The 15408-nt window shown below is 73.8% G+C and carries 8 protein-coding genes; all 8 read right to left on the bottom strand.

Annotated features, from left to right (window positions below; genetic code table 11):
• Positions 1-286: 286 nt before the first annotated feature.
• Positions 287-769, bottom strand: coding sequence for a DoxX family protein (locus tag ACFYW3_RS13150; protein WP_351759776.1), 483 nt, complete (start codon positions 767-769; stop codon positions 287-289).
• 132 nt (positions 770-901) lie between these two features.
• Complete coding sequence (locus tag ACFYW3_RS13145) at positions 902-1504, bottom strand: 4'-phosphopantetheinyl transferase family protein (RefSeq protein ID WP_389386282.1); 603 nt, start codon at positions 1502-1504, stop codon at positions 902-904.
• Between the two features lie 158 nt (positions 1505-1662).
• Positions 1663-2295, bottom strand: a complete 633-nt coding sequence (locus ACFYW3_RS13140) for an isochorismatase family protein (protein WP_351379812.1) — start codon at positions 2293-2295, stop codon at positions 1663-1665.
• Positions 2296-2343: 48 nt separating this feature from the next.
• Positions 2344-3990: a (2,3-dihydroxybenzoyl)adenylate synthase gene (locus tag ACFYW3_RS13135; RefSeq protein ID WP_389386281.1), complete on the bottom strand. Its 1647-nt coding sequence runs from the start codon at positions 3988-3990 to the stop codon at positions 2344-2346.
• A complete protein-coding gene (locus ACFYW3_RS13130; RefSeq protein WP_389386280.1) occupies positions 3987-5192 on the bottom strand; it encodes an isochorismate synthase in 1206 nt (401 codons plus the stop codon). The genes ACFYW3_RS13135 and ACFYW3_RS13130 overlap by 4 nt, the downstream gene beginning before the upstream one ends.
• Positions 5193-5290: 98 nt before the next feature.
• A complete protein-coding gene (locus ACFYW3_RS13125) occupies positions 5291-6121 on the bottom strand; it encodes a 2,3-dihydro-2,3-dihydroxybenzoate dehydrogenase (protein WP_389386279.1) in 831 nt (276 codons plus the stop codon).
• Between the two features lie 238 nt (positions 6122-6359).
• Complete coding sequence (locus ACFYW3_RS13120) at positions 6360-13508, bottom strand: amino acid adenylation domain-containing protein (RefSeq protein WP_389386581.1); 7149 nt, start codon at positions 13506-13508, stop codon at positions 6360-6362.
• A gap of 20 nt (positions 13509-13528) precedes the next feature.
• The coding region (locus ACFYW3_RS13115; protein ID WP_389386278.1) for a condensation domain-containing protein at positions 13529-15408 on the bottom strand (1880 nt) is incomplete at its 5' end.

The following is a 15408-nucleotide window of genomic DNA, read 5'->3' as shown; positions in this document are numbered from 1 at the left end:
GGGTGTTCCGGTACTCCTCATCCGTGCAACTGGTACTTAGGTTAGGCTTACCAAAGTGCTGCTGGTCCAATCCTGAGGCCAAAACGCTCACAACCAGGGGTCAGGATTCGCTCCTGATGGAACGTGAAGTGCCCTTGGGGCAGAAAAGGCCTTGTGCGATGCCCGCTTGGGTGGGAGGGCCGACACCGCGCACGACGAACGGGCCCACCCCCTGCGTGGGGTGGGCCCGTTCGTCGTGCGCGCCCCGCCGGTGGGTGGGACCGGTCGGCGGGGCGGTCGGGTGGGGTCAGGCGGTGGCGGGACTGGTGTGCCGGTCCTCGCCGCCCGTGGGATCGGATACGGGGGAGGCGGGCGGTGCGCCGGCGGGGGTCCGGGAGGGCAGCAGTCGGTCCACGGCGAGGGCGCCCGGGCCGGTGAAGACCAGCAGCAGGAAGGCCCAGCAGAACATCGCGGAGGACTCGCCGTTGTTCTGGATCGGCCAGAGCGCGTTCGGCTGGTGCGAGGTGAAGTAGGCGTAGGCCATCGAGCCCGAGGCGATGAACGCGGCGCTGCGCGTGCCGATCCCGAACAGCACCAGCGTGCCGGCCACCAGTTGGATGACCGCCGCGTACCAGCCCGGCCAGGCGCCGACGGGCACCGTGCCGCCGCCGTGGGCGCCGCCGAGCACGCCGAACAGCGAGGCGGCGCCGTGGCAGGCGAACAGCAGGCCGGTGACGATCCGGAACAGGCCCAGCGCGTAGGGCTGGGCGGTGGAGAGGCGGTCGTTCACGGTGACTCCTTCGGTTGGGGACGGGTCCCGAAGTGGGGCGGTGCGGGGGTGTGCCGCGGTGCGCGGTGGGCGCCAACGTAAGTAAGGCTTACCTAAGTTGGCAAGTTCTTGCCCGGTCCGTGAGACGGATTCTCAGCCGAGGTGCAACGCCAGGGCGGCAGCGTGGCCGGGGGGCGCCGGAAGATCGAGCACATGATGCCCGTCCGGCTGAGCCGGGACCAGACCGGAACCCACATACGGCCGGGAGGCACCCCGCACGAGTCCCGTGCCGGTGGATTTCAGCGCCGCCTCCTTGCGCGCCCAACAGCGCGCGAAGGCCGCCCCGCGTGCCCGGGCGGGCAGACCGAGGAGTTCGGCCCGCTCCACGTCGTGCAACGCGGCGATGGTGTCCGCGATCAGGGAGGCGTCGGGCACCTGTTCCACGTCCACCCCGACCGGCATCGGCGCCAGGGCGATGAATACCAGGTCACCGGCGTGCGAGAGCGAGAAGTGCACCGGCCGGCCGGGCAGGTACGGGCGTCCGTGCGGACCGCCGCAACCGACGCAGGGCTCCCGCTCGATCAGCAGCCGGCCCGGGGCCGCCCCGAGCCGCTCGCCGAGGAGCGCGCGCAGACACACGTGCGCGACCAGGAACCGGTCGGCGTCGTCGTCCCGCCGGAGCCGGGCCGCCCTGGCTTGTTCCGTACGGTCCAGCTCGTGGCGGCGGGCCTCGGCGGCGCAGACGTTCTCGCTCACCGAGGCCACCCACACTCGGGCCTGGCCCGGCAGGGTCACCGGCAGCGGGACCGGCCGGACCGGCGGGACGCGCGACATCGGGGCCGGTCGGACCGCGGCGCCGTGCCGCCGTGCCGCCGGGGCGTGCGGCAGCGGGCGCGGGCGGACCGGCCCCGTTCTCACCAGGCCTCGCAGACCCGGTCGGTCGTGGTGACGTACGCGCAGCGCCCGGCGGCCCATTCGAGTGCCATCCGGTGCTCCTGCGCCGAGAAGTCCGCCACCGCGTCCGCGACCACGAAGGCCTGCACGTCCTGCATCCACGCGTCGCACGCCGTCATCAGCACCCCGATGTGGGCGTACACACCGGTGATGACCAACTGGTCGCGACCGAGCGCCCGCAGCCGCTCCAGCAGGTCGGTGCGGACGAACGCGCTGTACTTCCACTTGGTCAGCACCGTGTCACCGGGCCCGGGGGACACGGCCGAGGCGATGGCCTCCGCCTCCGGGTCGAGGGGCAGACCGGGCCCCCAGAAGTCCTGCTGGAGGCCGCGCTCCTCGGCGCTCTGGCCACCCTGCTGGGCCGTGTAGAAGATCGGAACGTCGGCCCGGATCGCCTCCTCGCGCAGCCGGGAAACCTGCCGGAGCAGTCCGGTGACGGGCTCGCTCGCGGTGTCGAACGAGGACAGGAAGTAGTTCTGCAGGTCGTGGACGAGCAGGACCGCGCGGTCCGGGTCGATCGACCAGTCCACCCGGTTGGCGGGCAGGTCGGCGGCGGTGGGCAGCGCGTAGGGGGCGATCGCGGGCAGGGCCATGGGTGTTCCGTTCGGTGCGGGTTTCGGGGTGGGGTCGGGACACGGGGGTCAGGAGACGCCGGGGTCCGCCGCCGCGCGCAGGTCCTTCTTGGAGACCTTGCCGACCCCGGTGGTGGGGAAGGCGGTCACGAACTCGACCCGATCGGGCACCTTGTAGGCCGCGAGACCGCGGGTACGGACGAACCTCTTCACGGCCGGGCCCGTCACGGGCTCGGCGTCCGCCCGCAGGATCACGTAGGCGAGCGTTCGCTCACCCAGGTACGGGTCGGGCTCCGCGACCACGTTCGCGTCGTGCACGGCCGGGTGGGCGAGGAGGTGGTTCTCCACCTCCTCGGCCGCGATCTTCTCGCCGCCGCGGTTGATCTGGTCCTTGGCGCGCCCCTCCACGACCAGGTGGCCGGTCGGGGTGACCCGGACGATGTCACCGGTGCGGTAGAAGCCGTCGGCCGTGAAGGAACGGGCGTTGTGCGTCGGCGCGTTCCAATACCCGCGGATCGTGTACGGGCCCCGGGTCAGCAGGTGACCGGTCGCGCCGGCCGGCACCTCGCGGTCCTCGTCGTCGACCACCAGGATCTCGTCGTCCGGGGATATCGGACGGCCCTGGGTGGTGACGATCGTCTCCAACGGATCGTCCAGTCGGGTGTAGTTGACGAGCCCCTCCGCCATCCCGAACACCTGCTGAAGGGTGCAGCCGAGCGCCGGCCCGACCCGACGGGCCGCCTCCTCGCTGAACTTGGCGCCTCCCACCAACAGCACGTCCAGGCTGCTCAGGTCGTACGGGGAGCGCGGCGCGGCATCGGTCCACAGCAGCGCCAGCGGCGGCACCAGCCCGGTGATCGTCACCCCTTCCGACTCGATCAACGGGAAGGCGACGTCCGGGACGGGCTGCGGGCTGAGCACCACCCGGGCGCCCGCGTACAGCGCGCCGATCGAACCGGGGGAGGACAAAGGGAAGTTGTGGGCCGCGGGCAGCGCGACCAGGTACACGGAATCCGCCGTCACCCCGCACAGCTCGTTGGATCCGCGCACCGAGTACAGGTAGTCGTCGTGGGTCCGCGGGATCAGCTTCGGAACGCCCGTGCTGCCGCCCGACAGTTGGAGGAAGGCCAGGTCCCGGGGTGCGGGCCGGCCGTGGACCGGCGGCTCGGGGTTCGGGTCGAGGGGCACCTCGGACAGGGCGGTGAAGGCGCCCGGGTCGCCGCCCGTCACGAACACGTGCCGCAGCTCCGGGGCGTCCTCCCGTACCCGCGCGGCGAGTTCGCGATAGTCGAAGCCGCCGTGCGTGGCCGGGATCACGTACGCCGCAGCTCCGGTGAAGGAGCAGAAGTAGCCGATCTCGGTCCGCCGGTGCGCCGGCAGCGCGAACACCGGCAGCGCGCCGATCCGGAAGAGCGCGAACACGACCTCGAAGAACTCCGCCACGTTGGGGAGCTGGACGACGACCTTGTCCCCGGCGCCGACGCCCCGGGCGGTCAGCCCGGCCGCCATCCGGTCGGCCCGCAGGTCGAGTTCGCCGTACGTCCAGGTGCGACGGCCGCCGTCGGGGCCGCCGGTCGGGTCCACGATCGCGATCCGGTCGGGGTGCGCGGCGGCGCGCTCGCGCAGCATGCCGCCGAAGGTCTCCCCGCGCCACCAGCCGGCCTCGCGGTAGCGCTCGGCGAACCCGGCGGGCCAGGTGGGTGCCGCGGCGGTCACAGCGCCGCCCCCACGGCCTGGAGGAAGGTGCGGAACTTGGCCGCGGTCTCCGCGGTCTCCGAGGCGGGGTCCGAGGCCTCGACGACCCCGGCGCCCGCGAACAGTCGAAGGCGCCGCCCCTCGGCCTCGGCGCAGCGGATGGTGACGACCCATTCGCCGTCCCCGCTCGCGTCCTGCCAGCCGACCATGCCGGTGAAGAAGCCCCGGTCGAAGGGCTCCGTCTCGCGGATGACCTCGCGCGCGACCCCGGTCGGGGTGCCGCAGACGGCGGGTGTGGGGTGGAGGGCCGAGGCGATCTCCAGCGCGGTCACGTCGGGGCGGGCCGGCCGACCGGACACGGTGGTCGACAGGTGCCACATGGTGGCGGTACGGATCAGCGTGGGCCGCGCCGGGACGTCGAGGTCCGCGCAGTGCGGGGCCATGGCCCGGGCGACGGCGTCGACGACGACACCGTGCTCGTGCAGGTCCTTCTCCGACCGCAGGAGGGTCGCGGCCCGGAGCACGTCCTCGGCGAGGTCCTCGCTGCGCGGGGCGGACCCGGCCAGCGGATTGGCGACGACACGGTCCCCCCGGCGCGAGACGAGCAGTTCCGGGCTGGCGCCCAACAGGGTGCGTCCGGGGCCGGTCGGCAGCGCGAAGGTGTAGCCGCCGGGGTCGCGGCGGGCGAGGCGCCCGAGCATCGCCGGGAGGTCCAGGTCGTCGGCGGCGGCCAGTTCGAGGGAACGGGCGAGGACGACCTTGGCGAACTCGCCGCGCCCCATCCGCTCCACGGCCCGGGCCACGCCCTCGGCGTACACCTCGGCCGCGGGGACCTCGGTCACCGACCAGTCGGCGGCGGCCGGGGCGGTCGCCTCCAGTGCGACCAGGGGGTCCGTGCGCAACGCGGGACCGCTGCGCACCCGTTCCGGGACGACCAGCGCGGCCGGTGCCTGTGGGTCGAAGGGGACGGCTCCCATCACCACGGCCCCGTAGTCCCCGGCCCGCGCCGCGTCGAGCAGCGCGGCGCGCACGTCGCCCGGCAGTCGGGAGGCGTCCGAGCGCAGCTCCTTCCTGACGCCGGAGGCGAGCAGGGTGCGGGTCGGTGTCGCGAGGAACCGGTCGCCGGCGCGGTAGGCGTCGAGCAGGCCGGTGGCGGCTCCCACGGCGGGGTGGGCGGGGGCGCCCGGTGCGGGGGGTGCGGCGAGTGGGTGGACCGTGGGCACGGGGACTCCTGGGAGGAGGGTGGGCAGGCGGACGCGCGCCCGGGGCGGGCGGCTCGGGGGGCTGCGGGTGGGGGTGGGGCGGGAGGGGCCGGCGCGCGTCAGCGCAGGGTGGCCCCGCCGTCCACGTACAGGTCCTGCATGGTGATGTGGCGGGCCTGTTCGGAGCAGAGGAAGACCACGGCGTCGGCGACGTCCTGCGGGTCCGCGATCCGGGCCAGCGGGATGCCGGTGCGGTACGTGGCGAGGTCGCCTTCGAGGACCCGTCGGGGTGCCTCGTCGTCGGTCCACAGGGAGCGCTGCATGGGGGTGTCGGTGGAGCCCGGTGCCACCACGTTGCAGCGGACCCCGTGGCGGGCGTACTCCAGTCCGACGCACTTGGTGAACATGACGGCGGCCGCCTTGGAGGCGGCGTAGGCGGCCATGCCGGTGCGGGGGATGCCCGCCGCGTTGGAGGCGACGGTGACGATGCTGCCCGTCCCGCGTTCGGCCATGCCCGGGGCCACGGCGCGCGCGGTGTGGAAGACGCCGGTGGTGTTCACGGCGAAGGTCAGCGACCAGTCCTCGTCGGTGAGTTCGGCGGCGGGCGCGGTGCGCAGCACGCCCGCGACGTTGACCAGGATGTCGATGGGGCCCAGGTCCCGTTCGATCCGGGCGACGCGCTCGTCGACGGCGTGCCGATCGGTCACGTCGAGCTGGTAGGCGCGGGCGACGCCGGGCTCCGTACCGGTTCCGGGAGTGGTGTCCCCGGTGTCCCGGTTGAGTTCGTCGACCCATCCGGTGAGGGTCGGGCCGCCCAGATCGGTGGCGGCCACGGTGGCTCCCAGTGCGTGGAGCGAGCGGGCGACGGCCTCGCCTATGCCCTGGCCCGCGCCGGTCACCAGGGCCACTCGTCCGGCGAGTCGGGGTCTGCCGGGCACTCTGTCGGACATGTCATTCCCCCTTTGAATAAGGTAAGCCTAACCTAACTGAATCGGTTCGCCTAGTCCGCCCCCGGCACGCCCCGGGCGGGGGTCGGGCAGGCCCGGGGAGGCCCTTGGGCAGGCCCCGGGGAGGCGAACTTCCCCCCGGGGCGACACGGTTGGCCACGTCCTCGACGCGCGACCGCGCGACCGCCCGACCCGGGGCGGGCGGGAGCGGACCTCGGCCCGCCCCCATCCGCCCCTCCCGTCACGCCCGGACGGGCAGCGCGGCCAGCGCCCGCGCCAGCACCGGTCCGACCTGCGCCGACACGGCCGGGGACATCAGCTCGTCGTGCGAGCAATCCAGGACGTGCTCCACCAGGCGGCCGTCGAGGTACGGCGGCCAGACCCGGGCGGGCGCCTCGTCCGCCGGCGTCGTACGGGCGGCCGTGAAGAACAGCACGTCACCCCGGAACCTGCGGGTCCGGCTGCGCGAGAGCAGCCGTACGCAGTGCACGTTGGTGGAGACGATCGACTCCAACAGGTCCTCGTCGAAGCCGGCCAGCAGGCCCTGGCTGTCACGGATCGCGGCCACCGCCTCCGAACGGTCCACCGGCTCCCCGTCCGAGGGCCCCTCCAGACCGGCCACCGACAGCAGGAACCCGCTCTCCTCCCGCTCCAGACGCTCCCGCCAGTCCGGGTCGTCCACGTACGACCAGTCCTCGACCTCCGGCGGGTACGCGTCCAACAGGCCGAGGAACGCCACCTCCTCGCCGCGCTCCTGGAGCAGCGCACCGAGCGTCTGGGCGACGGTGCCACCGAAGGAGTAGCCCAGGAAGTGGTACGGCCCCTCGGGTTGCACCGTCCTGATCTCCGCCAGGTAGAGCTCGGCCAGTTCCGCGACGTCCGCGACATCCGGCTGCGCACCGGACAGCCCCGGCGACTGGAGGCCGTACACCGGCCGGTCCGCGTCCAGGTACCGCAGCAGGCCCGAGTACTGCCAACCGAACCCGGACGCCGGGTGGAAGCAGAACAGCGGCGCGGCCGTGCCCCGCTCCCGCAGCGGCATCAACACCCGCAGCGCGCCCTGACGGGCGTCCGCACCGATCCGGGCCGCGATGTCCGCCACCGTGGGCGCGGCCATCACCGAGGCCACCTGCACCGGCAGCCCGAGCGCGTCCCGGATCCTGCCGACCAGGCGCATCGCGAGCAGCGAATGCCCGCCCAGCTCGAAGAAGTTGTCCTCCACCCCGACCTGCTCCAGGCCGAGCACCTCCGCGAAGATCCCCGCGAGGAGTTCCTCGCGGGCGTCCTTCGGCGGCCGGCCGGCGCCCGCCTGCCCGAAGTCCGGTGCGGGCAGCGCCGCCCGGTCCACCTTGCCGTTCACCGTGAGCGGCATCGCCGCCAGCTCCACGAACGCCGACGGCACCATGTACTCCGGAAGGCTCCGCGACAGGTGCGCCCGCAGCGCCGCCGCGTCACCGGCGGCCCCGGCCGACATCACCGTGTAGGCCACCAGTCGACGGACCCCGCCCGCGCCCGTGTGCAGGGTCACGGCGGCGGCGGTCACGTCCGGCGCCGCCGCGACCGCCGACTCGATCTCCCCGAGCTCGATCCGGAAACCACGGATCTTGATCTGGTCGTCCGCCCGACCGAGGTAGTCGACGGAGTCGTCGGCCCGCCACCGCACCAGGTCACCGGTGCGGTACATCAGCGTGCCCGGCTCACCGAACGGATCGGCCACGAACCGTTCCCCGGTCAGCGCCGGCCGCCCGAAGTAGCCGCGCGCCAGACCGGCACCCGCCAGGTACAGCTCGCCCGGCACCCCGGCCGGAACCGGCCGGAGCGCGCTGTCGAGCACGTACGCCCGGGTGTTGTGAATCGGCCGGCCCACGCATGACGTGGCACTGTCCGCCACGTCCGCGCCCAGCGCGTTGATCGTGTACTCGGTCGGGCCGTACAGGTTGTAGCCCATGGTGCCCTCGGTGCGCCTCAACAGCTCCCACAGGGAATCCGGCACGGCCTCGCCGCCCAGCAGGAACAGCGTCGGCCGGTGCCGGTCGGGGCTCAACAACCCCGCCTCGACGAGCTGCTGCCCGTACGAGGGGGTGACGTTGACGACGTCGATGCCCACCCGGTCGTAGTGCGCGGTCAACGCCGCCGGGTCCAGGCGCAGTTCCTCGCCGATCACGTGCACCTCGTGCCCGTCGACCAACCAGAAGAACTCCTCCCACGACATGTCGAACGCGAAGGACACGGTGTGCGCCACCCGCATCCGGCGCCCGCCGGCCAGCGCCACCGCCGGAGCGAAGATCCGCTCCCGGTGGTTGAGCAGCATGTTCGTCAGACCCGCGTACGGCACGACGACACCCTTGGGGCGCCCCGTGGAACCGGAGGTGTAGATGACGTACGCCGGGTGCCGGCCGTCGCGCACCCCGGCCAGCTCCGACTCCGCGAGCGGCGACGCCGCCAGCGCGGCCAGCTCCTCCCGCGTCCGCGGCGCATCCAGCGTCAGCGCGGGAACGCCCTCGACCACCGGTACCCGGTCCGCGACCGGGGCCGTCGTCACCAGGCACAGCGGGGCCGCGTCGGACACCATCGTGGCCAGCCGCTCCACCGGGTGGTCCAGGTCCAGCGGCAGGTACGCGGCGCCCGTCTTGAGCACGGCGAACAACGCCACCACGAAGTCGGCAGAACGCGGCAGACCCAGCGCGACCACCGTCTCCGGCCCCGCGCCCCGCGCGACCAACAACCGGGCCAGCCGATTCGCGCGGGCGTCCAACTCCGCGTAGGTCAACCGCTCGTCCTCGAACACCAGGGCGGTGTCGTCGGGCGTGCGGGCGGCCTGCTCGGCGAACAGGTCGATCACCGTGGTGTCCGGGACCTCGTGGCCCATGTCGTCGCCCTTGGCGAGCAGCGACTCCCGCTCCCCGGGCCCCAGCGTGGCCAGCCGGCCGACGGGGTGCGCGGCGCCGTCCGCGAGCTGACCCACCAGCAGGGCCAGCCGGTCGGCGAGCGTCCGCGCGGCCGTCTCGTCGTACAGGTCCGGCCGGTAGGCCAGCGTCAGCTCCAGGGCCCGCCCCGGGGTGACCGCCAGGGTCAACGGGTAGTGCGTGCCGTCGACGCTGTGCGTCCACCCGATCCGGTGACGGGCCACCGCCTCCTCGCGGGCCGCGTCGTCCAGCGGGGTGTTGCGGAACACGTACAGGGTGTCGAAGAGCTGCCCGATGCCGCTGAGGCGCTGAACGGGGCCCAACCCCACGTAGTGGTACGGCAGCAGCGCCGCGTGCTCGGCCTGTACGCGCACCAGCAGGTCCCGCAGCGGCTCGTCCGCCCGCAACGACACCCGGAACGGCAGCGTGTTCATGAACATGCCGATCATCTGATCGACCCCGGGGATGTCCGCCGGACGGCCCGAGACCGTCGCCCCGAACACCACGTCGTCGCGGCCCGTCATCCGCGCCAACGACAGGGCCCACGCCGTGCTCAGCACCGTGTTCAAGGTGATGCCGCAGCCCCGGGCGAACGCCCGCAGCCGGTCACTGGTCTCCTCGTCCAGCGACAGGTCCACCACCTCCGCGGTCACCGGCCGGCGGGCCGGGTCCGCGGGCCGGACCAGCGTGCCCTGGTCCAGCCCCGCCAGATGGGACCGCCAGGCCCCGGCAGCCTCCTCGGTGTCGACGGCGGCCAGCCAGCGCAGGTAGTCCCGGTACGGGGTCACCGGCGCCAGTGCCTCCTCCGCGCCACCGTTGCCGTACAGGGCGAACAGTTCCTCGAAGAACAGCGACTCCGACCAGCCGTCGGTCAGGATGTGGTGCTGGGTCACGCACAGCACCCACCGCGTCGCGGAGAAGCGGATCAGCGTCACCCGCAGCAACGGCGGCGCGGCCAGGTCGAAGCGGGTCGCCGCGTCGGCGAGCGAGAACTCCCGCAGCGCCGCCTCCTGGGCGTCGGCGTCCAACCCGCCGAGATCCAGCTCACGCCAGGGCAGCTCCCAGGCGGACGGCACCACCTGCACCGGACCCTCCAGGCCCTCGTGCCAGAACCCGGACCGCAGGTTCGGGTGGCGCCGCAGCATCGTCTCGAAGGCGCCCCGCAGTGCGGTCGCGTCCACCTCGTGCAGCAGCTCCACGAAGTTCTGCATCAGATACACGTCGAGGGCGCGATCGTCGTACACCGCGTGGAAGTACAGGCCCTCCTGGAGCGGCGCCAACGGCAGGATCTCCTCGGCCGACGGGAACGCGGCGGCCACCAGCCGCCGCTGCTCCTCGCCGAGCTCCACCAGCGGGCCGTCGGCGGCCAGGTAGCCGCCCTGCCCGTCGCCCGCCGCGCCGGCGGCGGCAGCCATCCGGGCCACCGTGCGGTGCTCGAAGACATCGCGCGGGGTCAGCACGAGGCCCTCCTTGCGGGCCCGGGTGACCAACTGGATGGAGACGATGCTGTCGCCGCCCAGCGCGAAGAAGTCGTCGTCGATCCCCGCCGACCCCAACCCCAGTACGTCGACGAACACCGCGCACAGTGCACGCTCGCGGTCGTCGCGCGGGGCCCTGGAGCCCTCGGCGCCGCCCAGCGCGGGCGACGGGAGCACGGAGCGGTCCAGCTTCCCGCTGACGTTCACCGGCAGGACGTCCAGCACCACGATCGCCGCCGGCACCAGGTAGTCCGGCAGCCGCGCCGCGAGGAGTTCACGGGCGCGCGCCGGATCCACCCGCCCGGTCACGTAGCCCGCGAGGCGCTTGACCCCGGGAGTGTCCTCCCGCACCACGGCCGCGGCGGTCGCCACTCCCTCCAGGGCGCTGAGCGCCGCCTCCACCTCACCGAGCTCGATCCGGTAGCCGCGGATCTTGACCTGGTCGTCGGCCCGCCCCAGGAACTCCAACTCGCCGTCCGGCCGCAGCCGCACCAGGTCGCCCGTCCGGTACATGCGGGATCCGGCGGGCCCGTACGGGTCCGCGACGAAACGCCCCGCCGTCAGGCCCGGCCGGCCGAGGTAGCCGCGCGCGGCGCCGTGCCCCGCGAGGTACAGCTCGCCGGGGGTGCCCGCCGGAGCCGGCCGCAGCGCCGAGTCCAGCACGTACGCAGCGGTGTTGCCGATGGGGCGGCCCACGATCGGGGTCGCGGACACGGACAGGTCGGCGGCCAGCGCGTCCACCGTGTACTCGGTGGGACCGTACAGGTTCACCGACATCACCCCGGAGGCCTCGCGAACCTCCGTCCACAGGGCCTCGGGCACGGCCTCACCGCCCAGCAGCAACAGACCCGGCCGGTGCCGGCCGTCCTCGAGCAGACCCCACTCCAACAGTGCCTGCGCGTACGTCGGCGTCACGTCCATGGCGTCGATCCGCTGCTCGCGCACATACCCGACCGTGAACTCGGCGTCCCGCCGGCCCGTCTCGTCGAGGACGTGCAGCTCGTGGCCCGCGATCAACCAGAACAACTGCTCCCAGGACGTGTCGAAACTGAACGACGCGGTGTGCAGGGCGCGCAACCGTCTCCCGCCGGCGGCGCCCACGGCCGGCCCGAACACCTCCGTCAGGTGGTTGGCGTACAGGTTCGCCAGACCGCCGCCGGTCAACACCACGCCCTTGGGTACACCCGTGGAGCCCGAGGTGTAGATGACGTACGCGGGATGTTCGGCGTCCACCGGCGGGCCGGTGAACCCGGGCTCGCGGGAAGCGAGTTCCGCACGGACCTCCGGCGCGTCCAGCACGATCCGCTCCGGACCGCCCGGCACGGCCGCGGGCAGCGACGCCGTCGCCGTGCCCCCGGTCACCACGCACGCCGGCCGGGCGTCCCCGAGCATCAACGCGAGCCGGTCCGCCGGATGGTCCAGGTCCATCGGCAGGTACGCCGCACCCGCCTTGAGCACCGCCAGGATCGCCACGACGGACTCAGTCGACCGGGGCAGCGCCAACGCCACCACCGACTCCGGTCCCACCCCGCGCGCCGCCAGCAGCCCCGCCAACCGACCCGCCCGGTCGTCCAACTCCGCGAACGTCAACCGCTCCGCGCCCGCGACCACCGCGCACGCGTCGGGCGTCGCCGCCACCTGCTCGGCGAACCGATCGGCGACCGTGCCCGCCGGCACGTCACGGACCCGGCCGCGCCAACCCTCCCGCAGCCGGTCCCGCTCACCCGGGGTGACCGGGTCCAGGGCGCCCACCGGAGTCTGCGGCGCCGTCGTGAGCTGCTCCAACAGACCCGCGAGCCGCTCGGCGATCACCGCCGCGGACCGTGCGTCGAACAGGTCCGGCCGGTACTCCAGGGCCAGTTCGGTCCGCTCCTCCAGCGACACCGCGAGCGTCAGCGGATAGTGCGTGGCGTCCCGCGCCGACACGTCCGCGACCCGCACCCCGTCGGACAGGGCCGGCTTCGCCGACGGGTCCACCGGATAGTTCTCGATGACCACCAGCGTGTCGAACAGCTCGCCGCCGCCCGCCTGCTTCTGGATCCGGCGCAGCCCCAGGTGATGGTGGGCCAGCAACCCGTTCTGCTCGTCCCGGAACCGGCGCAGCAGATCGGCCCCGCTCTCCCACGGCCGCGCATCGAGACGGACGGGGACGGTGGTGATGAACAGACCCACCATCGACTCGACGCCCGGTATCTCCTCGGGCCGCCCCGCGACCGTCAGCCCGAACACCACGTCCCGGCGTCCCGTCAACGAGCCCAGCAGCAGCCCCCAGGCCGCCTGGATCACGGTGCTCGGCGTGGTCCCCATGCGCCGCGCGGCCGCCGTCAGTCCGGCCGTCGCACGCTCCGACAACTCCAGCCGGTGCACGCCCGGCCGTACCGCCGTCCGCGACGGGTCGGCCGGCGCCACCCGCGTGGCCTCCTCCAGCCCCGCGAGCGCGGTGCGCCAGGCCCCCTCGGCGGCCGGCGCGTCCTGCTGCTTGAGCCACCGCAGGTACTCCTTGTACGGGTGCACCGCGGGCAGCGCGGCCAGGTCGCCGCCGTTGTCGTACAGGGCGAGCAGATCGCCCACGAGCAGCGGCATCGACCAGCCGTCGACCAGGATGTGGTGCACCGTGACGATGAGCAGGTGGTCGTTCGGGCCCCGCCGGGCCAGTGTCAGGCGCAGCAGCGGGGGCCGGTGCAGAGCGAAGCGGTGGTTGAGCTCGGACCGCTCCACCCGGCGCACCGCCGACGCGGAGGGGTCGTCGCTCAGGTCCACCCTGCCCAGGGCGAAGGTCACCTCGGCCGGTACGAACTGCACCGGCTGCGGGACGCCCTCGTGCCAGAACCCGGCCCGCAGATTGGGATGGCGGCGCAACAGCGCGGCCCCGGCCCGCTCCAGCCGGTCCGCGTCGACCGGGCCGGCGAGGGTGACGGTGACCTGCACGGTGTAGACGTCGGGCGCGCTCTGGTCGTACACGGAATGGAACAGCATGCCCTGCTGCAAGGGGGACAGCGGAAGCATGTCCTCGATTCGCGCCTGCGTCACTGCTGGGCCCTCCACATTTCTTCGAGCATGGTGATCTGGTCCTGGTCGAGGTCGACCAGGTCGAGGTCCGAGGGGGTGTACCCCCCGGTGGTGGTGCCGTCGGCCCAGGAGGCGAGGGCGTTCACGGCGGACAGCCAGCCGTCCGCGAGGTCTTGGACGGTCCCGGCGGAAAGGGCCTCCCCGGCCCGGATGAACGTCGCCGTCAGCTCCGGACCGTCCGCCCCCTCGGTGACCTCCGCCGTGATCTCCAGTACGTGCGAGAGCGGCATGTCCGGGTCGGGGCGGGCGGACAGGGCATCGGCCTCGTCGGCCCGGCCCCAGTCGCCGGTGGCTTGGCCGGTCTGGCGACCCAGGTAGTTCCACAGGATCTCGGCGCGCGCCGACGGATCGAAGAGCCGGGCCGCGGCCGGGTTGGCGTACCGCAACAACCCGGCGCCGATCCCGCCGTCGGGCACGGCCCGCAGCAACTCCTTCACTTCCTTCAGCGCGGCCCCGGCGTCCTCCCGCCCGGCCAGCACGGCGGCCGGGTCGTACGATCCGCCGGCCAGCCGCAGCGGGTGGATGGTGGTGAGCCAGCCGACCGTACGGGTCAGGTCGGCGCCGGGCATCAGCTCCTGCTCCCGCCCGTGACCCTCCAGGTCCACCGTGAAGCCGGCGCCCGCGCGGCCGGACCGGGCCGCCCGGTCGCCGACGGCGAGCGCCAGCGCGGTCAACAGGGTGTCGCCGACCGTGCCGTGGAAGGCGGCGGGCACCGCCTGGAGCAGCGGCGCGGTGCGCTCGGCGGACAGCCGCACGGTCAGGCTCCGCGCGGTCGCGGCGGTGTCCGTCCCCGGATCGAGCGGCCGGTCGGCGAGCAGCGGCCCGCCGGGCTGCGCGGTCAGCCAGCGGTCCAACTCGGCGGTGCGGCGCGGGTGCTGCGCCTCCGCGAGCAGGTGGGTGGTCCAGCCCCGCAGCGAGGTGCCCACCGGGTCCAGGGCCGGGGCCCGGCCCGCGGCCGGCGCCTCGTACGCCGCCCGCAGGTCGGGGAGGAGGATCTGCCAGGACACCTCGTCCACCGCCAGGTGGTGCGCGGCGATCAGCAGCCGGCCCTCCTCGCCGGGACCTCGGTCGAAGTGCACCGCCCGTACGAGGGCGCCCGCCTCGGGGTCGAACGACGCCGAGACGCGTCCCGACTCGACCCCGATCAACGCCCGCAGCGCGGCGTCGTCCAGGCCGGAGGCCTCGGCGCGATCGAGGACCGTGTCGGCCCGCACCGCACCGACCTCACGGATCTCCGCGCTCCACACGCCGGGGCGCGGGACGGTCAGGATCATCCGCAGCGCGTCATGGTGGTCCAGGACCGCCTGGAGCGCGGACACCAACCGCGGGTGCCGTACGCCGGCGGGCAGCCGGATCAGCCTGGCCTGGGCGAAGGAGGCGAACGGGCCGCCGCGCTCGGCGAGCCACTGCGCGACCGGCGGCAGCGGCAGCGGTCCCGGGCCGCCGTCCGACGGGCGGACCGGGGCGGCCGGTGCGCCGTCGCGGGGCGCGGTCAGCGCGGCGAGGGCGACCGGGGTCGGGTTCTGGAAGATCTGCCGGGCGGAGACCGTCAGACCCGCCTTGCGTGCCAGGCTCACCAGGCGGATGGAGATGATGCTGTCGCCGCCGAGCTCGAAGAAGTTCTCGTCCGGGGCGACCGCGGACAATCCCAGGACCTCGGCCATCAGGGCACACAGCACCTGCTCCGGGGTACCCGACGGGGCGGCCGGCGCCGCCGACGCAGGGGTCGGCCGAGCCGCGATGACGGGTGTGGGGAGTGCGTTGCGGTCGAGTTTTCCGTTGGGGGTGAGGGGGAGGTGGGTGAGGGGGATGTAGTGGGTGGGGTGCATGTAGTCGG

The sequence above is a fragment of the Streptomyces sp. NPDC002602 genome (assembly GCF_042889445.1).
Taxonomy (GTDB): Bacteria; Actinomycetota; Actinomycetes; order Streptomycetales; family Streptomycetaceae; genus Streptomyces.
Note: the sequence above shows the minus strand (reverse complement) of the source record. Positions and strands in the feature narration are given on the sequence as shown.

Bases quoted from the DNA above. Each gene is read 5' to 3' on its own strand.
- ACFYW3_RS13140 (WP_351379812.1), bottom strand. From the start codon at position 2,295: ATGGCCCTGCCCGCGATCGCCCCCTACGCGCTGCCCACCGCCGCCGAC.
- ACFYW3_RS13125 (WP_389386279.1), bottom strand. From the start codon at position 6,121: ATGTCCGACAGAGTGCCCGGCAGACCCCGACTCGCCGGACGAGTGGCC.
- ACFYW3_RS13120 (WP_389386581.1), bottom strand. From the start codon at position 13,508: ATGCTTCCGCTGTCCCCCTTGCAGCAGGGCATGCTGTTCCATTCCGTG.